Here is a 25,194-nt window from a genome sequence, read left to right as displayed (position 1 = left end):
CTTCCGCCCGGGATCGTTGCTCGGCCGCAGCGACCGGTGATGTCGTCCTCGGTCTCCTTCTTGTTCGGCTTCACGAAGAGCTCGTCGGTGACGTCGAACTCCACCATCTCGCCCAGGTACATGCAGGCGGTGTAGTCCGAGCTCCGGGCCGCCTGCTGCATGTTGTGGGTGACGACGACGATGATGGACTCTTCCTCCAGTTCGTCGATCAGTTCTTCGATACGCGCCGTCGAGATCGGATCGAGCGCCGAAGTCGGCTCCTCCGCCGGGATGCCCCTCGGGGTTGAAGACCGAGCCCGTCAGGTAGCCAGCGATTGTCGCAGCCACGCTGCGTGTCATCGAACGGGCAGATCTGCCTTCTTCCCGCGTCCGGACGGAGCCTTGCGCCCCGTCCTCCCATCTCATGCAGCCCGAATCAGGCGATCGCTTCCTCGACGACGCCGGCGATCTCGCGCGCGAGACGCTCGACCAGCTCGCCGTCGCGGCCCTCCACCATCACGCGCAGCAGGGGCTCGGTGCCCGAAGGGCGCAGCAGCACGCGCCCGCTATCGCCGAGCGTCTGTTCGGCTCTGGCCTGTGCGCTCGCGATCGAGCCGTCCGCACGCCAGTCGAAGCCGGCAGGCATGCGCACGTTGATCAGGCGCTGGGGGTAGAACACCAGATCCGCGCAGGCGTCCGCCAGCGAAAGTCCGCGCTGCTTGAGCGCGGCGAGCACTTGCAGCGCCGACACGATGCCGTCGCCGGTCGTGTGGCGGTCGAGGCAGATGATGTGACCGGAGTTCTCGCCGCCAATCTTCCAGCCGCGCTCCTGCAGCAGCTCGAGCACGTAGCGGTCGCCCACCTTGGCGCGTGCAAAGGGCGTGCCGAGGCGCTGGATCGCGTGCTCGAAGCCGAGGTTGCTCATCAGCGTGCCGACCACGCCCTCCAGCCGGCCTTCGGCGTGGCGCGCACAGGCCACCACGTAGAGCAGCTTGTCGCCATCGTAGATCTCGCCCCGATGGTCCACCATGATCAGGCGGTCGGCGTCGCCGTCGAGCGCGATGCCCAGGTCCGCGCCATGCTTGAGCACCGCCTGCCGCAGGTTCTCCGGCCGCGTCGCACCGACGCCGTCGTTGATGTTGAGGCCGTTGGGCTCGACGCCCACCGGGATGATCTCCGCGCCGAGCTCGTGGAAGACCTTGGGGGCGATCTGGTAGGCCGCGCCGTGCGCGCAATCCACCGCGATGCGCAGGCCGCGCAGGTCGAGCTCGTTGGGAAAGGTGCTCTTGCAGAACTCGATGTAGCGCCCGGCGGCGTCGTCGATGCGGCGCGCCTTGCCCAGGCGGGCGGAGTCCACACAACCCATCGGCTCGTCGAGGTGGGCCTCGATCTCGGCCTCGACCGCATCGGGCAGCTTGCTGCCGTCGGCGGAGAAGAACTTGATCCCGTTGTCGTAGAAGGGGTTGTGCGAGGCCGAGATCACCACGCCGGCCTGCAGGCGCAGTGCGCGCGTGAGATAGGCTACCGCCGGGGTGGGGATCGGTCCGGCCAGCATCACGTCCACACCAGCCGCGGCGAACCCGGCCTCGAGCGCGGCTTCGAGCATGTAGCCGGAAATGCGCGTGTCCTTGCCGATCAGCACCGCGGGGTGTTCGCCCGCGGGCAGCTTCTCGCGCGCGACCAAGGTCACGCCGGCCGCATAGCCCAGCCTCATCACGAACTCGGGCGTGATCGGCGTATCGCCGACCTTGCCACGCACACCATCGGTGCCGAAATACTTGCGCGCCATCTTCGCTCCAGCAGCTTTCGAAAGCGCGGATTATGACACCGCGGGCGGTGCCTTGCTCAGCATCCCGTCACGGTCGCCTTCCACACCGCGAGCGCGTCGCGAGTGGCGGCGACGTCATGCACCCGCACGATACGCGCGCCGTTCTGCACCGCGATCAGCGCCCCGGCGACGCTGGCCGCAAGCCGCTCGCCGACCGCGCGACCGGTGACTGCGCCGAGCATGGACTTGCGCGACAGCCCCGCCAGCACCGGCAACCCGCCGACGCCGACACGCGCGAGCTCGCGCAGCAGCGCATAGTTGTGGCCGACGCTCTTGCCGAAGCCGAAGCCAGGGTCGAGCACGATGCGCTCGCGCGCCACGCCTGCGGCCACGAGGGCGGCAACGCGCTCGTCGAGGAAGCCGGTCACCTCGCCGACCACGTCGGCGTAGCGCGGATCCTGCTGCATCGTACGCGGCTGGCCGAGCATGTGCATCACGCACAAGCCGGACTCGCCCGCGGCAACCGCCTCGATCGCACCCGATGCGCGGAACGCGTTGATGTCGTTGATCATGTCCGCACCCGCCGCGAGCGCGGCGCGCATCACCGTCGGCTTCAGGGTGTCGATCGAGAGCGGCACTTTCCAGCCGCGCGCGGCCTCGACGAAGCGCACCACGCGCTCGAGCTCCTGCGCCTCGGGCACCGGGTCCGATCCCGGCCGGGTCGACTCGGCGCCGATATCGAGCATCTCCGCCCCTTCCTCCAGCGCACGCTCGGCGCGCGCGAGCGCACGGGCGAGGTCGCCACGCAAACCGTCGCCGGAGAAGGAGTCGTCGGTCAGGTTGATGATCGCCATCACCCTGGGCTGGGACAGATCGAGCCGGAAGCGGCCGCATTGCAGGACGGACATCGAGACCTCGGGAAAAGCAAGGCGTCCGGGCGCAGGCGCGCGGACGCCGGAATGGAAAGGGGCCGGTCCGGCCGGCCCCTTGAAACGGAAGTTGTCGAACTCAGGCGGCAGGTGCTGGCGCGGTGGGCGCCGCACCCGGCGCGTCGTCCTTCGGACGGCTGGACGGCGCCGATGCCGGCTTCGGCGGACGCGGCGGGCGGCCGGCCATGATGTCATTCACCTGCTCGGCGTCGATGGTTTCCCATTCCAGCAACGCGGCCGTCATCGCCTCGACCTTGTCGCTGTTCTCTTCGAGCAAGCGCCGCGCCAGCGAGTACTGCTGATCGATGATGCGGCGGATCTCCGCGTCGACCTTCTGCATCGTCGCCTCGGACACGTTGCGGTGCGTGGTGACTTGGCGGCCGAGGAAGATCTCGCCCTCCTCCTCGCCATACACCATCGGTCCGAGCGTGTCGGACATGCCCCACTGCGTCACCATCCGGCGCGCGAGGTCAGTGGCACGGGCGAAGTCGTTAGACGCACCGGTCGTCATCTGCTTCATGAAGATCTCTTCGGCGATGCGGCCACCGAACAGCACGGCGATGGTCTGCAGCAGTCGATCGCGGTCCTGGCTGTAGCGATCCTCGGTCGGCAACTGCATGGTCACGCCCAGCGCACGGCCGCGCGGGATGATGGTCACCTTATGCACCGGATCGGTCTTGTCGAGCAGACGCGCCACCACCGCGTGACCGGACTCGTGGTAGGCGGTGTTGCGGCGCTCCTCCTCGGGCATGACCACCGAGCGGCGCTCGGCGCCCATCATGATCTTGTCCTTGGCGCGCTCGAAGTCCTCCATGTCGACCAGACGCTTGTTGGCGCGCGCGGCGAACAGCGCAGCCTCGTTCACCAGGTTGGCGAGGTCGGCACCGGCAAAGCCCGGCGTGCCGCGCGCCAGCACCTGCGGATCGACGTCGGGCGCGATCGGCACCTTGCGCATGTGCACCTTGAGAATCTGCTCGCGACCACGGATGTCGGGCAGCGCCACCACCACCTGGCGGTCGAAGCGGCCCGGGCGCAGCAGAGCCGGGTCGAGCACGTCGGGGCGGTTGGTCGCGGCGATCACGATCACGCCGGTCTGGCCCTCGAAACCGTCCATTTCGACCAGCAACTGGTTGAGCGTTTGCTCGCGCTCGTCATTGCCGCCGCCCAGACCCGCACCACGCTGGCGGCCGACCGCGTCGATCTCGTCGATGAAGATGATGCAGGGCGCCTGCTTCTTGGCCTGCTCGAACATGTCGCGCACGCGCGCCGCGCCTACGCCGACGAACATCTCGACGAAGTCGGAGCCGGAGATCGAGAAGAAGGGCACCTTGGCCTCTCCGGCGATCGCCTTGGCGAGCAGGGTCTTGCCGGTACCCGGCGAACCGACCATCAGCACGCCCTTGGGAATGCGGCCGCCGAGCTTCTGAAACTTGGACGGATCACGCAGGAACTCGACCAGCTCGGCAACTTCTTCCTTGGCCTCGTCGCAGCCGGCAACGTCGGCAAAGGTCACCGAATTGGCCGACTCGTCGAGCATGCGCGCCTTGCTCTTGCCGAAGGAGAACGCCCCGCCCTTGCCCCCGCCCTGCATCTGGCGCATGAAGAAGATCCACACGCCGATCAGCAGCAACATCGGGAACCACGACACGAATACGCTGGCGAGGAAGGACTGCTCCTCCTCGGGCTTGCTGGCGTTGATCTGAACGCCGTAGCGCATCAGGTCTGAAATCATCCAGATGTCCTGCACGCCCGGCGTATACACCGTGATCGTGCGCCCTTCCTGGGTGGTGGCCTTGAGCACGCGGCCATCGACGGTCGCGCGCGCGATCCGTCCCGCCTTGGCCTCCTCCAGGAACTGGGAATACTCCATGGTGCTGGCCGGCGTCTGGCGCGTGTTGAACTGGTTGAATACCGTCATCAGCACGACGCCGATAACCATCCAGATCGCGAGATTCTTGAAGAGATTGTTCAACTTTCTGTTCCCCGAAAGCCATTCCGGCCTGTACGCGACTGACCGATTCTAGTGGCGATTGTTCCCACGGGCAAACCAATGGGGCACATAGCGCAACCCAATCGCCACTCCCGCATGCGAACTCAAGGCCGGCGCGGCCCCCGGCCGACGAGATAGACCTCGGCGCTACGGTCGCGCGAAGCCTTGGGCTTGCGCACCTGCACCGAGACGAACGCCGCCTCCATCTGCTTGCGATACTCCATGAAGCCCTCGCCCTGGAACACCTTGACCACGAACTGCCCACCCGGCTTGAGATGACGCACCGCGAAGTCCAGCGCCAATTCGCAAAGATGTAGCGAACGTGCCTGGTCGACCGTCGCAACCCCTGAAAGGTTCGGCGCCATATCCGACAGCACCACATCCACGCTCGCGCCACCAAGGCGCGCTTCGAGCTCCTCGAGCACGGCATCCTCGGTAAAGTCGCCGAGCAGGAACTCCACCCCCGCCACCGGCTCCATGGGCAGGAGGTCGAGCGCGAAGATGCGTCCCTTGGGCCCGCAGCGCTTCACCGCAAGCTGGCACCACGAGCCGGGCGCCGCTCCCAGGTCGACGACCACCGCGCCCGGACGCAGCAGGTGGTCGCGCTCGTCTATCTCGAGCAGCTTGAAGGCGGCGCGTGCGCGATAACCCTCGGCCTGGGCGCGTTGCACCCAGGGATCGTTCACATGATCGTGCACCCAGGCACGGCTGGTCTTGTTCTTCTTCATCCTCGCTCCATCCGCGACGGCCATCCTTGGCACGTACGGGGTAGAATCCGCGTCCCGGGCTTCACCCATCCAGAGATTTGCAATGACCGAGCTTTCCCCGGCCGAGCGCAGCGAGCTGCGCGCCCGTGCCCACCACCTGAACCCCGTCGTGACCGTAGCCGGCAACGGCCTCACGCCGGCCGTCCTCGCCGAGATCGAACGCGCCCTGCAGGCGCACGAGCTCATCAAGGTCAAGGTCCAGGGCGCCGAACGCGAGCAGCGCGAGGCCTTGATGCAGGAGCTGTGCGCCGCGGTGGACGCCGCCCCGGTGCAGCACATCGGCAGCATCCTCGTCGTCTGGCGTGCGCGCCGCGAGGACGACAAGAGCTCCGCGCCCGCAGAGAAGAAGCCTGTGCGCGCTTCCACCGCCAAGTCGGCCGCCGCCTTCGCCGCCGCCGCGCGTCGTGCCGCGCTCGCCAAGGCGAGCGCCGAGTCGCGCCGCTCGCCGGCACGTGCGCCCGCCCCGCGCGGACGCGGCGCCGCACGCGGCCGCTGAGCCGCACCCGCCCGGCTCGCCTTGCGTCGAGGCTGCAAACAAAGGGGCGGTGCATCGCACCGCCCTCTTCATCGCCACGCCGGCAAGGTGCAGATCAGACGTAGCGCACGTCCAGGATCTCGTACTCGCGCACCCCGCCGGGCGCCTGCACCTCGGCGATGTCCCCCGCGTATTTTCCGATCAGCGCACGCGCGATCGGCGAGCTGATCGAGATCTTGTTGTCCTTGATGTCGGCTTCATCGTCGCCGACGATCTGGTAGGTCACGACCTGGCCGGACTCGAGGTCTTCGAGCTCGACCGTGGCGCCGAACACGCAGCGACCGTCCGCATCGAGCAGTGTCGGATCGATGATCTGCGCGTTGGCGAGCTTGGACTCGACCTCCATGATGCGGCCCTCGATGAAGCCCTGGCGATCCTTGGCAGCCTCGTACTCGGCGTTCTCGGAGAGGTCGCCGTGCGACCGCGCCTCGGCGATCGCGGCGATCACGTTGGGGCGCTCGACGGTCTTCAGTCGATGGAGTTCGGTGCGCAGCTTCTCGGCGCCGGCGACGGTAAGCGGGGTCTTGTTCATGCTTGCTGCTTCAGTTCGGCGTGCAGGCCCTGCACGGAATACACCTCGAGACCGTTCGAAAGGTGGCGCATGCCCATGCACGCGGCGCGCGCGCCCTCGATGGTGGTGAAGATCGACACCTTTGCGGCGAGCGCGCTGGTGCGGATCGAGCGCGAGTCAGCGATCGCCTGGCGCTTCTCATCGACGGTGTTGATCACCAGCACGATCTCCTCGTTCTTGATGATGTCGACGATGTGCGGACGGCCCTCGTTGACCTTGTTGACCACGCCAACCGGGATCCCGGCGGCCTCGATCGCCGCTGCGGTGCCGCGGGTGGCCACCAGCGCGAAGCCCATCTCGTGCAGCTCGCGCGCGACCTCGATCGCGACCGGCTTGTCGGTCGGACGCACGCTGATGAACACCGTGCCCGCGGTTGGCAGGCGCACGCCCGCGCCCATCTGGCTCTTCACGAAGGCCTCGGCGAAGCTGCGGCCCACGCCCATGACCTCGCCGGTGGACTTCATCTCGGGCCCGAGGATGGTATCCACGCCGGGGAACTTCACGAACGGGAACACCGCCTCCTTGACCGAGTAGTAAGGCGGAACGATCTCACCGCTGACGCCCTGCTCGGCCAGGCTCTGACCCGCCATGCAGCGCGCGGCGATCTTGGCCAGCGGCAGCGAGCAGGCCTTGGAGACGAAGGGCACGGTGCGCGAGGCGCGCGGGTTCACCTCGAGCACATAGACGACCGCATTGTCGCCCTCGCCCTGGATCGCGAACTGCACGTTCATCAGGCCGACGACCTTCAGCGCGCGCGCCATGGCCTCGGTCTGGCGGCGCAACTCGTCCTGCAGCCTCGCCGACAGGGTATAGGGTGGCAGCGAGCAGGCCGAGTCGCCCGAATGCACGCCGGCCTGCTCGATGTGCTCCATGATGCCGCCGATCATCACCTGCTTGCCGTCGGACAGCGCATCGACGTCCACCTCCGTGGCGTCGTTGAGGAAGCGGTCGAGCAGCACCGGCGACTCGTTCGAGACCTTGACCGCCTCGCGCATGTAGCGCTCGAGGTCCTTCTGCTCGTGCACGATCTCCATCGCGCGGCCACCCAGCACGTAGGACGGGCGTACCACCAGCGGATAGCCGATCTCGGCCGCGAGGCGCACGGCTTCGGCGGGCGTCCGCGCGGTGCGGTTGGGCGGCTGACGCAGACCGAGCTCGACGAGCAGTTGCTGGAAACGCTCGCGGTCCTCGGCGGCGTCGATCATGTCGGGGCTGGTGCCGATGATCGGCACGCCGTTGGCTTCGAGCGCCTGCGCGCGCTTGAGCGGAGTCTGGCCGCCGAACTGCACGATCACGCCGACCGGCTTCTCGATGTGCACGATCTCGAGCAGGTCTTCGAGCGTGATCGGCTCGAAGTACAGGCGGTCCGAGGTGTCGTAGTCGGTGGACACCGTCTCCGGGTTGCAGTTGACCATGATGGTCTCGTAGCCATCCTCGCGCAGGGCGAGCGCCGCATGCACGCAGCAGTAGTCGAACTCGATGCCCTGGCCGATGCGGTTGGGACCACCGCCGAGCACCATGATCTTCTTGCGCTCGGTCGGCATCGCCTCGCACTCGTCCTCGTAGGACGAATACAGGTAGGCGGTGGAGGTGGCGAACTCGGCCGCGCAGGTGTCGACGCGCTTGAACACCGGGCGCACGCCCAGCGTATGCCGATGCAGGCGCACCGCGGTCTCGTCAGCATTGAGCAGCTTGGCCAGGCGGCGGTCGGAGAAGCCCTTCTTCTTGAGCTCGCGCAGCTCGGCGGCCTGCAGCGCCTTCAGCGAGCGCCCGGCGAGCGCCTTCTCGGAGAGCACGATGTCCTCGATCTGGGCGAGGAACCAGGGGTCGATCTTGGACAGGTTGAAAACCTGCTCGAGGCTCATACCCTCGCGGAAAGCCTGGCCCACGTACCAGATGCGCTGCGCGCCCGGGCTGGCGATCTCGTGCTCGAGATCCTCGCGGTCGGCCTCGACCTCGTCCAGGCCATACACGCCGACCTCCAGCCCACGCAGCGCCTTCTGGAAGGATTCCTGGAAGCTGCGGCCCATCGCCATGACCTCGCCCACCGATTTCATCTGGGTGGTCAGGCGGTCGTTGGCCTGGGGGAATTTCTCGAACGCGAAGCGCGGGATCTTGGTGACGACGTAGTCGATCGAAGGCTCGAAGGACGCCGGGGTGGCGCCACCGGTGATGTCGTTGCGCAGCTCGTCGAGGGTGTAGCCCACCGCCAGCTTGGCCGCGACCTTTGCGATCGGGAAACCGGTGGCCTTGGAGGCCAGCGCCGACGAACGCGACACGCGCGGGTTCATCTCGATGACGATCATGCGACCGTCCTGGGGATTGATGGCGAACTGCACGTTCGAGCCGCCCGTGTCCACCCCGATCTCGCGCAGCACCGCGATCGAGGCGTTGCGCATGATCTGGTATTCCTTGTCGGTGAGCGTCTGCGCCGGCGCGACGGTGATCGAGTCGCCGGTGTGCACGCCCATCGGGTCGAGGTTCTCGATCGAGCACACGATGATGCAGTTGTCGGCGCGATCGCGCACGACCTCCATCTCGTATTCCTTCCAGCCCAGCAGCGACTCCTCGATCAGCAGCTCGTTGGTCGGACTCGCCTCGAGGCCGCGCTTGCAGATCTCCTGGAACTCTTCCATGTTGTAGGCGATGCCGCCGCCGGTGCCGCCGAGCGTGAAGCTCGGGCGGATGATCACCGGGAAGCCGATGCCACCCTGGACCTGGAGCGCCTCTTCCATGCTGTGGGCGATGCCCGAGCGCGCGGAGCCGAGACCGATCCTGGTCATCGCGTCCTTGAACTTGAGGCGGTCCTCCGCCTTGTCGATCGCCTCTTCCGAAGCGCCGATGAGCTCGACGCCGTACTTGGCGAGCACGCCGTGGCGACCGAGGTCGAGCGCGCAGTTGAGCGCGGTCTGGCCGCCCATGGTCGGCAGGATCGCGTCGGGACGCTCCTTGTCGATGATGCGCTCGACCACCTGCCAGGTGATCGGTTCGATGTAGGTGACGTCGGCCGTCTCCGGGTCGGTCATGATGGTCGCCGGGTTCGAGTTGACCAGGATGACCTTGTAGCCTTCCTCGCGCAGGGCCTTGCAGGCCTGGGCGCCGGAATAGTCGAACTCGCAGGCCTGGCCGATGATGATCGGGCCGGCGCCGATGATCAGGATGGTCTTGATGTCTGTACGTTTCGGCATTGTCTTGCCTCGATGATTCCTCGACGCCGCGACTGTCGCGCGTCAAAAACTGGGGGGCAGGCCGCAGCCTGCCGCGGGCCGGGTTACTTGGCGGCTTCCATCAGACCGATGAAGCGGTCGAACAGGTAGGCGACGTCATGCGGCCCGGGGCTCGCTTCCGGGTGTCCCTGGAAGGAGAAGGCGGGCACGTCGGTGCGCGCAATCCCCTGATTGGTGCCATCGAACAAGGATACGTGCGTCACCTTCAGGTTCGCCGGCATGGTCGCCGGATCGACCGCGAAGCCGTGGTTCTGGCTGGTGATCAGCACTTTGCCGGTGTCGAGATCCTTGACCGGATGGTTGGCGCCATGGTGACCGGTGGGCATCTTCATGGTCTTCGCGCCCGAGGCCAGCGCCAGCAGCTGGTGGCCGAGGCAGATGCCGAAGGTCGGCATGCGCGCGGCGACGAGCTCGCGGATCGCGGCGATCGCGTAGTCGCAGGGCTCGGGGTCGCCGGGGCCGTTGGACAGGAACACCCCATCCGGATTCAGCGCCAGCACTTCGGATGCCGGCGTCTGCGCCGGCACCACCGTGAGGCGGCAGCCGCGCTCGACCAGCATGCGCAGGATGTTGTACTTGACGCCGAAGTCGTAGGCGACGACGTGGAAGCGCCCGTCGGCGCGGTCGCTGTAGCCGCTCCCGAGCGCCCACTCGGCCTGCTTCCATTCATAGCGCTCGGCGACACTGACGACCTTGGCGAGGTCCATGCCCGCGAGGCCGGGAAAGGCGCGCGCCTGGGCCACGGCAGCCTCGGCGTCGAGCGCCTGGCCCGCGGCCGCAGTGACGATGCAGCCCGCCTGCGCACCCTTCTCGCGCAGCACGCGGGTGAGCTTGCGGGTGTCGAGGCCTGCGATCGCGACCACCTTCTCGGCGCGCAGGTAGGCGTCCAGGCGCTGGGTCATGCGAAAGTTGGACGGCAGGATGGGCAGGTCGCGGATGACCAGACCGGCCGCCTGCACGCGCGAGGACTCGATGTCCTCGGGGTTGATGCCGGTGTTGCCGATATGCGGATAGGTCAGGGTGACGATCTGGCGGCAATAGCTCGGGTCGGTCAGGATTTCCTGATACCCCGACATCGAGGTGTTGAACACCACCTCGCCGACCGTGCTGCCAACCGCGCCGATACCCTTGCCGTGGAAGACGGTTCCATCGGCGAGCGCAAGAAGGGCGGGCGGGAATGCACTCACGAGAAGCTCCTGGAATCTGCTTGGGAAGTCATGCGGGCACGCGAACGACGCGCCCGATATGTACAAAAAGCGGGACGGGCCTCCGGGCCGATCCCGCTTCGAAAACCTTTCAATTGTATATTTCCGGCGGATTCAAGGCAAATCGCCCGCGCACCTCCGCTCACCTGCCGCAGGCCGTTTCTTCCCGCAGAACCTCGCCGAGCAGCTCGATCTCGCGCGCCGCAAGGCCCGCCTGGCTGGTCAGCGCGCGCGGATCGCCCGCCGCGGCCAGCTCCTCCAGACGGCGCGCGGCATCCACCGCACGCTGCGCCGAGAACACCCCGACCGAGCCCTTGATCATGTGCCCGAGCTCGCGCAGGCGCGCGAAATCCATGTCGGCGGCGCCCTTGTGCAAGTCGGCGACCGTGCGCGGCAGATCGCGCAGGAAGACCTCGACCAGTTGCTCGACCACCCCGTCCTCGCCTGCGAACATCGCGCGCGCGTCGTCGAGGCAGGCGATGCGGCGACGGTCGGCAGGATCGAGCTCGAGCAGGGTGATGTCGCCGGCGGCCTCGTCGGCATCCGCCGGACCCAGCACGCGCTCGATCGCGGCGAACAGCGCCTCGGGGCGGACCGGCTTGGCGACGTAGTCGTCCATCCCCGCCTGCAGGCAGCGCTCGCGGTCGCCCTCCATCGCGTGCGCGGTCATCGCGATGATCGGCACCGGCTTCCAGTCGCCCGCGAGCACCCAGCTGCGCCGCGCCTCGCGCGCGCGGATGGCCTGCGTGGCCTCGATGCCGCCCATCACCGGCATCTGCACGTCCATCAGCACCACGTCGAAGTGACGGTTGTCGATCGCCTCGAGGGCCTCCTCACCGTTGTTCGCCACCGTCACGCTGTGGCCGACGTGCTCGAGCATGCGCTTGGCCACGGTCTGGTTGACCGGGTTGTCCTCGACCACCAATACCTCGAGCACGCGCGCCGGCGGCTCCATCCCCACCGTGGAGCGCAGCTCGACCGGTGCGAGCTCGAAGGGCGGCGGCTCGGCAGCCTCGCGCTCGCCGCCCTGCGCCATGCGCAGCACGGCCAGCAGGTCCTCGGCCGAGAAGGGCTTGGCGAGGCGGTAGCCGAGCCCGAGCTCCTCGCAGCGCAGGGCATCGTTGCGCTGCGAGTGGCTCGCCATCATCGGAATGATGCGGTCCGGCCGCGGCCACGCGGCGGCGAAGCGCTGCGCCAGCGCGAAGCCGCCCGGCTCCGGCAGGTCCGCATCCATCAGCAGGAACGCGAAGGGATCGCTGCCGTCCGCGGCGCGCGCCAGCGCCTGCTCCACCGCCACGCCACTGCAGGCCGCCTCGGCACGCAGGGCGGCCTCCTGCAGGGTCGCGCACAGGAAATCGGCGAAGGCGGCGTTCGCGCTCGCCACCAGCACCCGCGTCCCGGCGAGTGCGCCGACGCGCAGCGGGGTCGGGTCGGCGACCGCGCGCAGCGGCAGGGTCACCTCGAAGCGGCTGCCCGCACCCGGCACGCTATCGACACCGATCCGGCCCCCCATCAGCTCGGTGAGCTGGCGGCAGATCGCCAGACCGAGGCCCGTGCCGCCGTACTTGCGCGTGGTCGAATTGTCCGCCTGCGAGAAGGCACCGAAGATCGCCTCGAGCTTGTCGGGCGCGATGCCGCAGCCGGTGTCGCGCACGAGGAACTCGATGCTGGCCGCGCCGCCGTTGCGCTGGACGCAGCGCACGCGCACCTCGACCTCGCCGTGCTCGGTGAACTTGATCGCGTTGCCGATGAGATTCACCAGGATCTGGCGCAGCCGGGTGGGGTCGCCGCGCAGCACCGAGGGCACGTCGGGCGCGACGTCATAGTAGAGCTCCAGCCCCTTCTGCGAAGCACGCAGCGCGAGCGCGCGACAGGTCTCCGACACCACCGAGTGCAACGAGAAGTCGATCTGCTCGACGCTCAGGCGGCCAGCCTCGATGCGCGAGAAGTCGAGGATGTCGTTGATGATGGTCAGCAAGGCCTCGGCCGAGGACTTGACCGTCTGCAGGTACTCGCGCTGCTCGCCCGCGATCGTGGAGTCGAGCAGCAGGTCGGTCATGCCGATGATGCCGTTCATCGGCGTGCGGATCTCGTGGCTCATGTTGGCGAGGAAGTCGCCCTTGGCCCGGCTCGCCGCCTCGGCTGCCTCCTTGGCCTGGAGCAGTTCGATCTCGCGCAGCTTGCGCTCGGTGACATCACGGTAGGTGCCCTCGACGCGCGCCCAGCGCCCGTCCTCGCCGCGGCCGCTCGCGTTGCCGCACACCTCGATCCAGTGCCAGCTCGCGTCCTGCGCGCGAATGCGGATCTCCGCGCGCAGCTCGGCCGCTTCTCCGCCGAGGTGGGCGCGCAGCGCCTGCTGCAGCGCCGCCCTGCCCTCGTCGTCCACCAGCGCCATCCAGTCGCCCGCATCCCCTCCGTCGTAACCGAGCAGCCTGCGCCAGCGTTCGTCGAGCCGGATCGAGCCGCCACGCAGGTCCATGTACCACACGCCGGCACCCGCATTCGCCGACACCAGGTCGAGGTGCCGGCGCGCGCGCGCCAAGCTGCGCAGCGCCGCATCGCGCTCGGCGCGCAGGCGGGAGAGCTCCGCCTCGACGGAACCGGGATCGGGAGGACTCCCGCGCGATTCGGCCGCGCCGCTCATGGCAGGCCTCAGCGCAGGCCGAGCACGTCCTGCATGTCGTAGAGCCCCTTCGCACGACCGGCGAGAAAGCGCGCCGCCCGCATCGAGCCGAGCGCATAGGGCATGCGGCTCCCCGACTTGTGGGTGATCTCGATGCGCTCGCCGATGCCGGCGAACAGCACCGTGTGGTCACCCACCACATCGCCGCCACGGATCGTCGAAAAGCCGATGGTCTCGGCGCTGCGCTCGCCGGTGTGGCCCTCGCGGCCATAGACAGCGCAGGTCTCGAGGTCGCGTCCAAGCTCGCGGGCGACGACCTCGCCCATGCGCAGTGCCGTGCCGGAGGGGGCATCGACCTTGAAGCGGTGGTGGGCCTCGATGACCTCGACGTCGTAGCCCTCGGAGAGGATGCGCGCGGCGACCTCGAGCAAGCGGAACACCGCGTTCACGCCCACCGCCATGTTGGGCGCGAAGACCACGGGAACGTGCTCGGCAGCGGCGGCGATCGCGGTCTTGCCGGCGGCATCGAAACCGGTCGTGCCGATCACCATCGCCTTGCCGGCGGCACGCGCGAGCGCGAGGTGCGCGAGCGTGCCCTCGGGTCGGGTGAAGTCGATCACGCAATCGGCCGCGCCGATCGCGGCGGCGGCATCGTCGGTGATGAGCACGCCGGTGGCCACGCCGGCCATCTCGCCGGCATCGCGACCGATGAAGGGGGTGTCGCTGCGATCGAAGGCGGCGGCGAGCACGACGCCCTCCTCCTTCAGCGCGGCCTCGATCAACATTCTGCCCATGCGCCCGGAGGCACCGGCGATCGCGACTCGAATCTGGGACATCGGATTGTTTTCCTGCATCAATGGGCCGGCGCGGACGGCCGACCCGGGATGAACCCGGGCGCCGCCTCAGCGCGCGCTGGCGGGGGGGATCTCGACCACGCGCGAGCGCTCCTGCGCCGCCGCGGCGGGCGTACCCGAGGCGGCAGCGACGTCGCCCTCGATGCGGTCGAGCACGTCGCCCGTGAAGAACAGCGAGATCACGCGCTGCTGCGCCTCGCCACTGCCCGGGCGGAAGCGATAGACGTAATCCCAGCGGTCCTTGCGGAACATGTCGACCACCAGGGGGGAGCCGAGCACGTAGCGCACCTGGTCGCGGGTCATGCCGCGGCGAAGCTGCGCGACCATCTCCTGGTCGACGTAATTGCCTTGGCGGATGTCGATCCGGTAGGGGTCGACCAGGCCGACAACGGAGTCGAAGGAGCAGCCTGCAAGCAGGCCGGAAGAGACGATGAGCGCAGCGAGGAGGGAACGCATGGGAGAGTGGGCGCCGGGATGCGACCGGGGTCGCAGTTCTCAGTTAGGGGCAAAAAATATAACATAGCCGCGATCGACGGCGCTCGACCGCCATTGCCGGAGACTGCCCGCGGGGGCTCCTGCCTGCTGCGGCGCACACCGTAACGGGCTGGCATCGACCTCCCGCGAGTCCCTGGACAACGGTCGGCCAAACGGCCTTCGCAGGCTCCCGCAACCCGATCTCCCGCAAGTCAACCTCATCCAGAGCCCATGTCCGACAACTCCAGGAACCTGAAAAGCATCGGCCTGAAGGCGACCTACCCCCGCCTGAAGATCCTCGACCTCTTCCAGAGCTCGGAGCAGCGCCACCTGACCGCGGAGGATGTATACCGCACGTTGATGAACGAAGGCATGGACATCGGCTTGGCCACGGTCTACCGCGTACTGACGCAGTTCGAGCAGGCCGGACTGCTCGAGCGCCACTACTTCGAGTCGGGCAAGGCGGTGTTCGAACTCGCCGAAGGCGGCCATCACGACCATCTGGTGTGCATGCAGTGCGGCAAGGTCGAGGAGTTCTTCGACGCCGAGATCGAACGTCGGCAGAACCAGATCGCGCTCGAACGCGGCTTCGCGATCCGCGAGCACGCGCTCTACATCTACGCCGACTGCCAGCGCGAGAACTGCCCCAACCTCGGGCGCGAGAAGGACTGAAGCCGCGCCAGACCGAGGCAACGCGACGGATGCGCGCCAGCGCCGAGGGCGTGTGGACGACGCGAAAATCAGCGCCGGCCGAGCATCTCGGCCGCGTGTTCGCGGGTGGTCGCGGTGATATTCACGCCGCCGAGCATGCGCGCGACCTCCTCCACCCGCGCCGCGTCGTCGAGCGGCGCGACCTCGCTCAGCGTCTCGCCGCCCTGCTCGCGCTTGGCGATGCGCCACTGCCAGTCCGCGCAGGCCGCCACCTGGGGCAGGTGGGTGACGCAAAGCACCTGGCGATCCTGCCCGAGGCGGGCGAGCAGCTTGCCGACGATCTCGGCGACGCGACCGCCGATGCCCACGTCCACTTCGTCGAAGATCAGCGTGGGCACCGCGCTGTCGCGGCTGGTGATGACCTGGATGGCCAGCCCGATGCGCGACAGTTCGCCGCCGGAAGCCACCTTGGCGAGGCTGCGCAGCGGCTGGCCGGCATTCGCGGCAACACGGAACTCCACCTCCTCGACGCCTGCCGCGGAGGGTGCGCAAGGTGTGAGCGCGACCTCGAAGCGGCCACCCGCCATCGCCAGGTCCTGCATCGCGGCGGCGATCTCCTCCGACAGCCGGCGCGCGGCGGGGAGGCGCGCCGCGGTGAGCTCGGCCGCGACGGACTCGAAGGCGGCCCGCGCCGCCTGCGCCGCCGCGGCAAGGCGCGCCGGATCGGCGGTCGCTTCCAATGTGTCCAGGCGCTCGCGCCACTGCTGCGCGAGCGCGGGCAGCTCCTCGGGCTGGACGCGATACTTGCGCGCCGCCTCCATGACCGCGGCAATGCGGCGCTCGAGCTCGGCGAGACGTCCCGGATCGAGGTCGAGCCGGTCACGATAGCGGCGCAGGGCGTGCAGGGCCTCGTCGGCCTGGATGGCGGCGGCGGAGATCAGTTCGCGCACATCCGCCAGCCCGGCGTCGAAGTCGGCCAGCGCGGCGATGCGGCCGTCGAGGCGGCCCAGCACGGAGCACACCGCAAGTTCACCCTCGCCGAGCGCCACCACCGCCGCCTCCGCCCCCTCGATCAGGCTCGCGGCGTGGGCCAGGCGAGCGTGCTCGGCATTGATCTCCGCCCATTCCTCGATGTCGAAGCCGACCTGCTCGAGCTCGCGCAGCTGCCAGGCGAGCAGCTCGCGCTCGCGCGCCGAGCTCGCCGAGTCGGCCTCCGCTTCGCGCTGCAGGCGCAGCAGGCGCTGCCACTCGCGGTGGCGCGCGGCCACCTCGGCGACCAGCGCCCCCGCGCCCGCCTGGGCGTCGAGCAGGGCACGCTGCGCGTCGGTGCGCAGCAACGCGTGGTGGGCGTGCTGACCATGGATGTCGGCCAGCCACTCGCCGGCGGCGCGCAGCTGAGCGAGCGTGGCCGCCACGCCGTTGATCCACGCGCGGCTGCGGCCGCCCATATCGATCGTGCGGCGCAGGATCAGCATGCCCTCGTCGGCGGGCAGTTCCTGCTCGACGAGCCAGGCAGCGAGTCCCTCGCCGGCGGGCAGGTCGAATTCGGCGGCCACGTCGGCGCGCTCGCGGCCGCTGCGCACCATGGCTGCCTCGCCGCGCCCGCCGAGCGCGAGCCCGAGCGCATCGAGCAGGATCGACTTGCCGGCGCCGGTCTCCCCGGTCAGCGCACCGAAGCCGGCGGCGAATTCGAGGTCGAGGCGATCGACGATGACGAAGTCACGGATGGTCAGGCGGCGGAGCATGGCAGCGGCGGTCGCGGGTGGGGTTGGGACGGGACGACGGGGCCTGAGGAGTGGCGGCGCGGAGATCGGGCGGCGGGTGCGCTCACACCCTCGGCGCCGCGCTCCAGTGCAGCTTCTGGCGCAGCATCGCGAAGTAGGAATAGCCCTCGGGATGCAGCAGGCGCAAGCTGCGGCTCGAGCGTGTCATGCGCACGCAGTCGCCCGCGCGCAGGTCGAAACGGGTCTGGCCATCGAAGTGCACCCGGGCGTCGTGCGGCGGCAGCAGCACGATGTCGATGCGGCAGGAGTCGGGCAGCGTGATCGGGCGTGCGGTGAGCGCGTGCGGGCACAGCGGCACCAGCGCGATCCCGCCCACGCTCGGGTGCAGGATCGGGCCGTTGGCCGACAGCGCGTAGGCGGTCGAGCCGGTGGGGGTGGATACGATCATGCCGTCCGAGCGCTGGGTGTAGACGAACTCCTCGTCGATCGACAGCTCGAACTCGATCATGCGCCCGAGCTCGCCCTTGTTCACCACCACGTCGTTGAGGGCGAGCGTGTGGAACACGCGTGCGCCGCCGCGCAGCACCTCGACGTCGAGCATGAAACGGTCCTCGGCGGTGAAGGCGCCGTCGAGGATCTCGGCGAGGCGCTCGGTGGCCGAGCTGCGCGCGATGTCCGTGAGGAAGCCGAGGCGGCCGAGGTTGACGCCCACCAGCGGGACGCCGTGCTCGATCAGCCGGCGCGCGGTGTGCAGCATGGTGCCGTCGCCGCCGATCACCACCGCGAGGTCGGCGCTCGCGCCGATATGCTCGTAGCTTGCCACCGGGAAGTCGTGGGCGCCGCCGATGGAACTCGCGGTGCCCTGCTCGATCAACACCGCAAGGCCGCGATCGCGCAGGAAGCGGGCGATCGACAGCACCGACTCGGCCACGTCGGGGCTCTGATATTTGCCGATGAGGGCAAGCGTGCGGAATGGCGTGCTCATGGGCGCCGATTAAACCACAATCGTCCCCGCGCTTGACACCGCCGCGCCCGCGCGCGGTGGCCCGCAGTGGCCAGCGCGGGCGTGCTTCAATAGAATCGGCCTCTCGACTCCAGGCAGCCATGAATCCGCTCGACGCACGCTCCCAGATCCTCCTCAAGACCCTGATCGAACGCCACATCGCGGACGGCCAGCCGGTCGGCTCGCGCGCGCTGTCGCGCTATTCCGGTCTGGAGCTGTCGCCGGCGACGGTGCGCAACGTGATGAGCGACCTCGAGGAGATGGGCTTCATCGCCAGCCCGCACACCTCGGCAGGCCGCATCCCGACCGCGCTCGGCTATCGTTTCTTTGTCGACTCGCTGCTCACCGTGCAGCCGCTCGAGAACGCCCGCGTGCGCGCCCTCGAAGGCCAGCTGCTGCCCAACCAGCCGCAGCGCCTGATCAGCTCGGCCTCGCACCTGCTCTCCGAACTCACCCAGTTCGCCGGCGTGGTGGTGGCACCGCGCAAGGACGCGGTGCGCATCCGCCAGTTCGAGTTCATCAGCCTGGCCGAAAATCGCATCCTGCTGATCATCGTCACCACCGGCGGCGACGTGCAGAACCGCCTGCTGATCACCCGGCGCGCCTACACGCCGACCGAGCTAAACGGCGCTGCCGCCTACCTCAACGAGCACTTCGCCGGCCTGTCCTTCGAGGAGATCCGCCGCCGCCTCGGCGACGAGCTGCGCCAGCTGCGCAGCGACATGAGCGAACTGATGACCGCGACCGTCGACGCCGGCTCGGAAGCCGCCGAAGACAACGCGGCGAGCTACGTACTTTCGGGCGAAACCAAGCTGCTCGACGTCGAGGACCTGTCGAGCAACATGTCGCAGCTGCGCGAGCTCTTCAGGCTCTTCGAGCAGCGCACCGGCCTGCTCCAGCTGCTCGACCTGTCCAACCGCGCCGAGGGCGTGCAGATCTTCATCGGTGGCGAATCCGGCCTCGCCCCGCTCGACGGCTGCAGCGTGATCACCGCGCCCTACGAGGTCGACGGCCAGGTGGTCGGCTCGCTCGGTGTCATCGGCCCCACCCGCATGGCCTACGACCGCGTGATCCCGATCGTCGACATCACCGCCCGGCTGCTCTCGAACGCCCTCTCCTCCAAGCACTGATTCCGGCGTGCGCCTGCCTTGCCGTGCGCACGCCCCCACCCGAGGACCACGATGCCCCGTTACCGGCCCGAACCGATCCACCGTCACGACAGCACGCCGCGCACCGGCGTGCTGCTGGTCAACCTGGGCACCCCCGCCGCCCCCACCGCCGCCGCGCTGCGTCCCTACCTCAAGCAGTTCCTTTCCGACCCGCGCGTGGTCGAGATCCCGCGCCTGGTGTGGTGGCCGATCCTCAACGGCATCATCCTCAACACGCGGCCCAAGGCCTCGGCACAGAAATACGCCAGCATCTGGACCGACGAGGGCTCACCGCTGCTGGTGCACACCGTACGTCAGACCAAGCTGCTCGCCGGCTATCTCGCCAAGGACGGCTACGACGGGCTCGACATCGATTACGCGATGCGCTACGGCGCACCCGCGATCGGCGACACCCTGGACGCGATGCGCGCGCGCGGCTGCACCCGCATCCTGGTGGTGCCGATGTACCCGCAGTATTCCGCGAGCACCACCGCCACCGTGGTCGACGAGGTCGGCCGCAGCCTGGCGCGCTGGCGCAACCAGCCCGAGATGCGCTTCGTGCGCAATTTCCACGACGACCCTGGCTACATCGATGCGCTGGTGAAGAGCGTGCGCGAGCACTGGGCGGCCAACGGCGAGCCCGAGCGCCTGCTGCTGAGCTTCCACGGCGTGCCGCGGCGCTCGCTCGATCTCGGCGACCCCTATCACTGCGAGTGCCACAAGACCGGCCGCCTCGTCGCCGAAGGCCTCGGCGTGGCACGCGAGCGCGTACTGGTCACGTTCCAGTCGCGCTTCGGCAAGGCAGAATGGCTCAAGCCCTACACCCAGCCCACCCTGGAACAGCTCGCCGCCGAGGGCGTGCGCCGCGTCGACGTGATGTGCCCGGGCTTCGTCGCGGACTGCCTGGAGACGCTGGAGGAGATCGCGCTCGAGTGCAAGGAAGCCTTCCTGGAGAAGGGCGGCCAGGCCTTCCACTACATCCCCTGCCTGAACGAGCGCGACGCCTGGATCAAGGCGCTGGCCGCGCTGGTGCGCAAGCACCTGGGCAACTGGCTGGAGATCGCCGCGCCGGACGCCGCCGCGCGCAGCGCCGCACTCGAGCGCGCACGCACGCTCGGCGCCGGGCAGTAGCAGCGATGCCCGCCCGCACGGGCTGGCCGAAACAGCCCGGCTCGGAGGGATTCAGGCGGGTGCGGGCGGACTCCACCCGCAATTCATTCAGTAGTCGACGATCTGCAGGTCGTGCACGACCGGCGCCGCGCGCACCGCACGCACCGCCGCGGGGGCGTGCTCGGCCGCCTGGCGCGACACCGCCGCAAGCCGGCGCACGGCGACGGTGCCAAGCTGGCGACGGAAGCGCTCCAGCACTTCCTCGCTCGCAAGCGCGAGCGCGGCGGGGTTGACTTCGAGATAGCTGAGCTCGTCGAGCGACACCGCGCTCAGCAGCTGCTTGTGCTCGAGCTGGTCGAGCCAGGCCTGCTCGCCGAAAACCTCGCCCGGCCCCACCTCCAGCACCCGCCGCCCGCCGATGGAGAGCTCGACCTTGCCCTCGAGCACGATCCCGAAGCGCTGATCGAGGTCGCCCTCGCGCATCAGGCCGAGGTCACTGCCGACCTTGCGCCAGGCGCAGATCCGCATCACCTCCCACAGATCCACGTCCTCGAACTCGGTGAAGAAGGCCAGTTTGCGCAGGCGCGCGAAGCGCTCGGCGTCGTGGTGCACGTGACCTTCGTCGAGGATCTGGTAGCGGACCGCGGCGAGGTCCTTGGCGAACTCCGCGCCGTTGCGGTAGCGCGAGTAGAGGTCCTTCTCGAGCGCCTTGCGGATTACCGCGTCCATCTGCTCGGGCACGTCCGGGTTGAGCTGCGAGACCGAGGGCGGATCGGCGTTGATGATCTTATAGACGAGCTGCGCCGGATTGCTCGCGCGGAAGGGCAGCCGCCCGGTCAGCATGTGGAACAGCAGCACGCCGAGCGAATACAGGTCGGTCTTCTGGTTGAGCGGATAGCCCTTGATCTGCTCCGGGCTCATGTAGGCCGGGGAGCCTACGCCCATGATGAAGGTCGAGTCGGTGTCGAGCTTCTTGTTGATGTTGAGCGCGAGGCCGAAGTCGGTGATCTTCACGTTGTCCTGCTCGTCGACCAGGATGTTCGCCGGCTTGATGTCGCGGTGCACGATGCCCTGGCGGTAAGCGTGGTCGAGCGCCATGCAGCACTTGAACACGATCCCGATCGTGCGATGGATGGGCAGCAGGTTCTGGAAGCTGCAGTAGCGCTCCAGCGAGCCGCCCGGGAAGTACTCCATCACCACGTAGGCCTCGTCGGGCTCGATCGAGGCATCGTGGATACGGATGATATTGGGGTGGTCGAGGCGGCCCGACACCACGCGCTCGGCCTTCAGCAGCTTGATCAGGCGGCGGTTCCACTTCGCCTCGTCGCGCGCCTTGTCGTCGAAGCGCACGTGCTTGAGCGCCACCGGCTCGGGGTAGTCCGGGGTCTCGGCGAGATAGACCACCGCGGTCGCGCCGCGGCCGATCTCCTTGATGATCCTGTACTTGCCGATGCGTTCGGGAATCCGGTTCATGCTGTCTTGCAGGGCGGGGGCGCCCGCGCGGCCGGCGGGCTTCGGCGCGATTGTTGCACGATCCGGTGCCGGCGTGCGCCTCCACACCCGCAGCGGCGCGGGATTGTCCGCCCGGGCCGCGCATGCTTGAATGAGGCTCTCCCCGCAACTGCCCGCCAGGAGCCGCCTTGAGCGAAGCCGTAGACCTGCTGATCAACGCCCGCTGGATCGTCCCCGTCGAACCGCGCGACGCTGTGCTCGCCGACCACGCGGTGGCGATCCGCGGCGGACGCATCGTCGACCTTCTCGGCCAGGACGAGGCGCGCACGCGCTACGTCGCGGACGAGGTGGTCGAGCTGCCGCGGCACCTGCTGATCCCCGGCCTGGTGAACCTGCACACCCACGCCGCGATGAGCCTGCTGCGCGGCATCGCCGACGACCTGCCACTGATGCGCTGGCTGGAGGAGGCGATCTGGCCGGCCGAGAGCCGTCACGTTTCCGCCGCCTTCGTGCGCGACGGCACCCTGCTCGCCGCGGCCGAGATGATCCGTGGCGGCATCACCACCTGCAGCGACATGTACTTCCACCCCGAGGCGGCGGCGGAAGCCTTCGCCGCCGCGGGCATGCGCGCGGTGGTCGGCGCGGTCGTGCTGGAATTCCCCACCTCGTACGCGAGCGACCCCGAGGACTACCTGCGCAAGGGCCTGGCCGCCCGCGACCGCTGGCAGGGCCACCCGCGGCTCGGCTTCTCGATCGCCCCGCACGCGCCCTACACCGTCTCGGACGACAGCTTCCACCAGGTGCAGACCCTCGCGGACGAACTCGGCCTGCCGATCCATGTGCACATCCACGAGACCGCACAAGAGATCGCCGACTCCCTCGCCGTCCACGGCTGCCGGCCGCTCGCTCGCCTCGCGCGCCTCGGCGTGCTCGGCAGCAATCTGATCGGCGTCCATGCGGTGCATCTGGACGAGGCCGACATCGAACTGCTCGCCCGCCACGGCTGCAGCGTCGCGCACTGCCCCACCTCGAACATGAAGCTCGCCAGCGGCATCGCGCCGGTGCCGCGCCTGCTCGCCGCCGGCGTCCCGGTCGGCCTCGGCACGGACGGCGCGGCGAGCAACAACCGCCTCGACCTGCTCCAGGAGATGCGCCACGCCGCGCTGCTCGCCAAGGTCGGCAGCCTGGACGCCACCGCGGTACCGGCGCATGCCGCCTTGCGCATGGCCACGCTCGGGGGCGCGCGCGCATTGGGCATGGACGATCGCATCGGCTCGATCGAAAAAGGCAAATGCGCCGATCTTTGCGCACTCGACCTTTCCGCACCGCAATGCCGGCCCTGCTTCGATCCGGTGTCGCATCTCGTCTACGTATGCGGTCGCGAAAACGTCTCCCACGTATGGATCGACGGCGAAACCCGCGTGGACAAAGGCGTCTCGCTGTTGCATATTAACGACACCGAATTGCTCCGGCTCGTGTCGATGTGGCAAACTAAGCTCGGTAATTGAACTGGATATACTGGTACAAACCGACACGAAGACGGCAGATTCGCCAGTCTTCATTTCGTTCAGTGGCAATTCCGGCGACTCGCCCTTCAAAGAGGAAACCATGATCAAACAATCCAAGAAGCAGATGCTCATGCTGGCCGCCATCGCCTCGATCGGCCTGTCCGCCCCGAGCGCTTTCGCTCAGGTCAGCGACGTCGTCGTCGCCGGCAAGGGTGAAATCCCCTACGTGATCGACGCGCGCAACGTCGTCGCTCGCAGCGGCACCGGCCTGTGCTGGCGCACCGGCTACTGGAGCCCCGCCGCCGCCTCGACCGCCCTCGCCGGCGACCTGCCGGTCGGCTGCGCTTGCGACAAGGACATCGTCCCCGCCGACAAGTGCACCGTGAAGGCTGCTGCCGCGGCTCCGGGTCCGAAGCCCACCGCCGACAAGGTCAAGCTGTCGGCCGACGCCCTGTTCGACTTCGACAAGGCCGTCCTGAAGGCTGAAGGCAAGGCCAAGCTCGACCAACTCGCCGCCCAGGCCAAGTCGCTCAAGCTGGAAGTGATCCTCGCCGTCGGCCACACCGACCGCCTGGGTTCCAACACCTACAACCAGCGCCTGTCCGAGCGTCGCGCCGCCGCCGTCAAGACCTACCTGGTCTCGAAGGGCGTCGATGCCAACCGCGTCTACACCGAAGGCAAGGGCGAAACCCAGCCCGTGACCGGCAACAAGTGCGACAAGGTCGGTGGCCGCGCCGCGCAGATCTCCTGCCTGCAGCCGGATCGTCGCGTCGAAGTGGAAGTCATCGGCTCCAAGTAATTCCGGAGTCGGTAACCCGAAAGCCCTGCCTCGGCGGGGCTTTTTCGTTTGTGCCGGGCGCGCGCGCACCCGGTGCCCGTGCGTGCAAGCAAGGACCCTCGAACGCCATGAACACCGTCAACGCCGATCCCGCCGAACTGCAGAAATTCAGCGACCTCGCCCACCGCTGGTGGGACCCCGCCTCCGAGTTCCGTCCGCTGCACGAGATCAACCCGCTGCGCCTGGGCTGGATCGACGGCAAGGCCGCGCTCGCCGGCAAGAAGGTGCTCGACATCGGCTGCGGCGGCGGCATCCTCGCCGAGGGCATGGCCGCGCTCGGCGCCGAGGTGACCGGCATCGACCTATCCGAGAAGGCGCTCAGCGTCGCCCGCCTGCACCTTTTCGAGAGCGGCCACAAGGTCGACTACCGCCACATGAGCGCAGAGGCGCTCGCCGAGGAATCGCCCGGCCGCTTCGACGTCGTCACCTGCATGGAAATGCTCGAGCACGTCCCCGATCCGGCCAGCATCGTCACCGCTTGCGCCCGGCTGGTAAAACCCGGCGGCCACGTCTTCCTGTCCACGCTCAACCGCAATCCGAAGTCCTACCTGTTCGCGATCGTCGGCGCCGAATACCTGCTCAAGTTGCTCCCGGCCGGCACCCACGAGTACGCCCGCTTCATCAAGCCCTCCGAACTCAGCCGCCATTGCCGCAATGCGCACCTGGACGTGCAGGAGATCATCGGCCTGTCCTACAACCCGCTCGCCAAGACCTACTCGCTCGGCCGCGACACGGACGTAAACTATCTGATGCACACCGTCGCCGCCGGCTGAACCTCGTCCGGACAGCTCGAGTTCGACGCGGAGAACCGGGCGCTGGCGGGCCGCTCGACCCGGCC

The 25,194-nt window shown here is 68.5% G+C and carries 20 protein-coding genes and 1 pseudogene; 7 read left to right on the top strand and 14 right to left on the bottom strand.

Annotated features, from left to right (window positions below; translation table 11 throughout):
- Positions 1–23 precede the first annotated feature (23 nt).
- The 5 genes and pseudogenes from ACZ5PP_RS00330 to ACZ5PP_RS00310 form a co-directional block, all read right to left on the bottom strand.
- A pseudogene (locus ACZ5PP_RS00330) lies at positions 24–266 on the bottom strand (phosphate ABC transporter ATP-binding protein); the annotation flags it as partial.
- A 149-nt stretch (positions 267–415) separates the two neighbouring features.
- Positions 416–1,768, bottom strand: coding sequence for a phosphoglucosamine mutase (gene glmM, locus ACZ5PP_RS00325; protein ID WP_004304504.1), 1,353 nt, complete (start codon positions 1,766–1,768; stop codon positions 416–418).
- A 56-nt stretch (positions 1,769–1,824) separates the two neighbouring features.
- Positions 1,825–2,655, bottom strand: a complete 831-nt coding sequence (gene folP, locus ACZ5PP_RS00320) for a dihydropteroate synthase (RefSeq protein WP_012585166.1) — start codon at positions 2,653–2,655, stop codon at positions 1,825–1,827.
- A gap of 100 nt (positions 2,656–2,755) precedes the next feature.
- On the bottom strand, positions 2,756–4,648 hold the full coding sequence (ftsH, locus tag ACZ5PP_RS00315) for an ATP-dependent zinc metalloprotease FtsH (RefSeq protein ID WP_004304508.1): 1,893 nt from the start codon (positions 4,646–4,648) through the stop codon (positions 2,756–2,758).
- A 122-nt stretch (positions 4,649–4,770) separates the two neighbouring features.
- Positions 4,771–5,394, bottom strand: a complete 624-nt coding sequence (locus ACZ5PP_RS00310) for an RlmE family RNA methyltransferase (protein ID WP_043745285.1) — start codon at positions 5,392–5,394, stop codon at positions 4,771–4,773.
- A gap of 82 nt (positions 5,395–5,476) precedes the next feature.
- Here ACZ5PP_RS00310 and yhbY point away from each other — a divergent pair, with 82 nt between their 5' ends.
- Positions 5,477–5,929, top strand: coding sequence for a ribosome assembly RNA-binding protein YhbY (gene yhbY, locus ACZ5PP_RS00305; protein ID WP_043745282.1), 453 nt, complete (start codon positions 5,477–5,479; stop codon positions 5,927–5,929).
- A 94-nt stretch (positions 5,930–6,023) separates the two neighbouring features.
- Here yhbY and greA read toward each other — a convergent pair whose 3' ends face one another.
- The 6 genes from greA to ACZ5PP_RS00275 form a co-directional block, all read right to left on the bottom strand.
- Positions 6,024–6,500 carry a transcription elongation factor GreA gene (greA, locus tag ACZ5PP_RS00300; protein WP_004303476.1) on the bottom strand — a complete coding sequence of 159 codons (477 nt, stop codon included), beginning with the start codon at positions 6,498–6,500 and terminating at the stop codon, positions 6,024–6,026.
- Complete coding sequence (gene carB, locus ACZ5PP_RS00295; RefSeq protein WP_004303478.1) at positions 6,497–9,727, bottom strand: carbamoyl-phosphate synthase large subunit; 3,231 nt, start codon at positions 9,725–9,727, stop codon at positions 6,497–6,499. The genes greA and carB overlap by 4 nt, the downstream gene beginning before the upstream one ends.
- Before the next feature lie 83 nt (positions 9,728–9,810).
- Positions 9,811–10,953: a glutamine-hydrolyzing carbamoyl-phosphate synthase small subunit gene (gene carA, locus ACZ5PP_RS00290; protein ID WP_004303480.1), complete on the bottom strand. Its 1,143-nt coding sequence runs from the start codon at positions 10,951–10,953 to the stop codon at positions 9,811–9,813.
- A 160-nt stretch (positions 10,954–11,113) separates the two neighbouring features.
- Complete coding sequence (locus ACZ5PP_RS00285; RefSeq protein ID WP_464826571.1) at positions 11,114–13,615, bottom strand: response regulator; 2,502 nt, start codon at positions 13,613–13,615, stop codon at positions 11,114–11,116.
- A gap of 8 nt (positions 13,616–13,623) precedes the next feature.
- Positions 13,624–14,430, bottom strand: a complete 807-nt coding sequence (gene dapB / locus ACZ5PP_RS00280; protein ID WP_004303484.1) for a 4-hydroxy-tetrahydrodipicolinate reductase — start codon at positions 14,428–14,430, stop codon at positions 13,624–13,626.
- Positions 14,431–14,496: 66 nt separating this feature from the next.
- Complete coding sequence (locus tag ACZ5PP_RS00275) at positions 14,497–14,904, bottom strand: outer membrane protein assembly factor BamE (RefSeq protein ID WP_004303486.1); 408 nt, start codon at positions 14,902–14,904, stop codon at positions 14,497–14,499.
- A gap of 249 nt (positions 14,905–15,153) precedes the next feature.
- Between ACZ5PP_RS00275 and fur the strand changes: the two genes are divergently transcribed.
- Entirely contained in the window at positions 15,154–15,594 is a 441-nt protein-coding gene (fur, locus tag ACZ5PP_RS00270) for a ferric iron uptake transcriptional regulator (protein ID WP_004303488.1), read from the top strand.
- 68 nt (positions 15,595–15,662) lie between these two features.
- Here the strand turns inward: fur and recN are convergent, their stop codons facing one another.
- Both recN and ACZ5PP_RS00260 read right to left on the bottom strand, forming a co-directional pair.
- Complete coding sequence (gene recN, locus ACZ5PP_RS00265) at positions 15,663–17,318, bottom strand: DNA repair protein RecN (RefSeq protein ID WP_012585163.1); 1,656 nt, start codon at positions 17,316–17,318, stop codon at positions 15,663–15,665.
- Positions 17,319–17,400: 82 nt separating this feature from the next.
- Positions 17,401–18,282, bottom strand: coding sequence for an NAD kinase (locus ACZ5PP_RS00260; RefSeq protein WP_004303492.1), 882 nt, complete (start codon positions 18,280–18,282; stop codon positions 17,401–17,403).
- Between the two features lie 119 nt (positions 18,283–18,401).
- Here ACZ5PP_RS00260 and hrcA point away from each other — a divergent pair, with 119 nt between their 5' ends.
- Entirely contained in the window at positions 18,402–19,430 is a 1,029-nt protein-coding gene (gene hrcA / locus ACZ5PP_RS00255) for a heat-inducible transcriptional repressor HrcA (RefSeq protein WP_004303494.1), read from the top strand.
- A 51-nt stretch (positions 19,431–19,481) separates the two neighbouring features.
- Positions 19,482–20,579, top strand: coding sequence for a ferrochelatase (hemH, locus tag ACZ5PP_RS00250; protein WP_012585162.1), 1,098 nt, complete (start codon positions 19,482–19,484; stop codon positions 20,577–20,579).
- An 87-nt stretch (positions 20,580–20,666) separates the two neighbouring features.
- Here hemH and ACZ5PP_RS00245 read toward each other — a convergent pair whose 3' ends face one another.
- Complete coding sequence (locus ACZ5PP_RS00245) at positions 20,667–22,031, bottom strand: serine/threonine protein kinase (protein WP_012585161.1); 1,365 nt, start codon at positions 22,029–22,031, stop codon at positions 20,667–20,669.
- 167 nt (positions 22,032–22,198) lie between these two features.
- On the opposite strand from ACZ5PP_RS00245, the gene ACZ5PP_RS00240 reads away from it, so the two are divergent.
- The 3 genes from ACZ5PP_RS00240 to ubiG all read left to right on the top strand — a co-directional run bounded on the left by ACZ5PP_RS00240 (position 22,199) and on the right by ubiG (position 25,129).
- Complete coding sequence (locus ACZ5PP_RS00240; RefSeq protein WP_004303498.1) at positions 22,199–23,518, top strand: TRZ/ATZ family hydrolase; 1,320 nt, start codon at positions 22,199–22,201, stop codon at positions 23,516–23,518.
- A 100-nt stretch (positions 23,519–23,618) separates the two neighbouring features.
- On the top strand, positions 23,619–24,317 hold the full coding sequence (locus ACZ5PP_RS00235) for an OmpA family protein (protein WP_004303499.1): 699 nt from the start codon (positions 23,619–23,621) through the stop codon (positions 24,315–24,317).
- 107 nt (positions 24,318–24,424) lie between these two features.
- A complete protein-coding gene (gene ubiG, locus ACZ5PP_RS00230) occupies positions 24,425–25,129 on the top strand; it encodes a bifunctional 2-polyprenyl-6-hydroxyphenol methylase/3-demethylubiquinol 3-O-methyltransferase UbiG (protein ID WP_004303501.1) in 705 nt (234 codons plus the stop codon).
- Positions 25,130–25,194: the final 65 nt, after the last annotated feature.

The sequence above is a fragment of the Thauera sp. DNT-1 genome (assembly GCF_055393985.1).
Note: the sequence above shows the minus strand (reverse complement) of the source record. Positions and strands in the feature narration are given on the sequence as shown.

Bases quoted from the DNA above. Each gene is read 5' to 3' on its own strand.
- ACZ5PP_RS00260 (WP_004303492.1), bottom strand. From the start codon at position 18,282: ATGAGCACGCCATTCCGCACGCTTGCCCTCATCGGCAAATATCAGAGC.
- dapB (WP_004303484.1), bottom strand. From the start codon at position 14,430: ATGTCCCAGATTCGAGTCGCGATCGCCGGTGCCTCCGGGCGCATGGGC.
- ACZ5PP_RS00245 (WP_012585161.1), bottom strand. From the start codon at position 22,031: ATGAACCGGATTCCCGAACGCATCGGCAAGTACAGGATCATCAAGGAG.
- ACZ5PP_RS00285 (WP_464826571.1), bottom strand. From the start codon at position 13,615: ATGAGCGGCGCGGCCGAATCGCGCGGGAGTCCTCCCGATCCCGGTTCC.
- glmM (WP_004304504.1), bottom strand. From the start codon at position 1,768: ATGGCGCGCAAGTATTTCGGCACCGATGGTGTGCGTGGCAAGGTCGGC.
- recN (WP_012585163.1), bottom strand. From the start codon at position 17,318: ATGCTCCGCCGCCTGACCATCCGTGACTTCGTCATCGTCGATCGCCTC.
- hrcA (WP_004303494.1), top strand. From the start codon at position 18,402: ATGAATCCGCTCGACGCACGCTCCCAGATCCTCCTCAAGACCCTGATC.
- ACZ5PP_RS00235 (WP_004303499.1), top strand. From the start codon at position 23,619: ATGATCAAACAATCCAAGAAGCAGATGCTCATGCTGGCCGCCATCGCC.
- yhbY (WP_043745282.1), top strand. From the start codon at position 5,477: ATGACCGAGCTTTCCCCGGCCGAGCGCAGCGAGCTGCGCGCCCGTGCC.
- hemH (WP_012585162.1), top strand. From the start codon at position 19,482: ATGCCCCGTTACCGGCCCGAACCGATCCACCGTCACGACAGCACGCCG.
- greA (WP_004303476.1), bottom strand. From the start codon at position 6,500: ATGAACAAGACCCCGCTTACCGTCGCCGGCGCCGAGAAGCTGCGCACC.
- ACZ5PP_RS00275 (WP_004303486.1), bottom strand. From the start codon at position 14,904: ATGCGTTCCCTCCTCGCTGCGCTCATCGTCTCTTCCGGCCTGCTTGCA.
- folP (WP_012585166.1), bottom strand. From the start codon at position 2,655: ATGTCCGTCCTGCAATGCGGCCGCTTCCGGCTCGATCTGTCCCAGCCC.
- carB (WP_004303478.1), bottom strand. From the start codon at position 9,727: ATGCCGAAACGTACAGACATCAAGACCATCCTGATCATCGGCGCCGGC.
- ubiG (WP_004303501.1), top strand. From the start codon at position 24,425: ATGAACACCGTCAACGCCGATCCCGCCGAACTGCAGAAATTCAGCGAC.
- fur (WP_004303488.1), top strand. From the start codon at position 15,154: ATGTCCGACAACTCCAGGAACCTGAAAAGCATCGGCCTGAAGGCGACC.
- ACZ5PP_RS00310 (WP_043745285.1), bottom strand. From the start codon at position 5,394: ATGAAGAAGAACAAGACCAGCCGTGCCTGGGTGCACGATCATGTGAAC.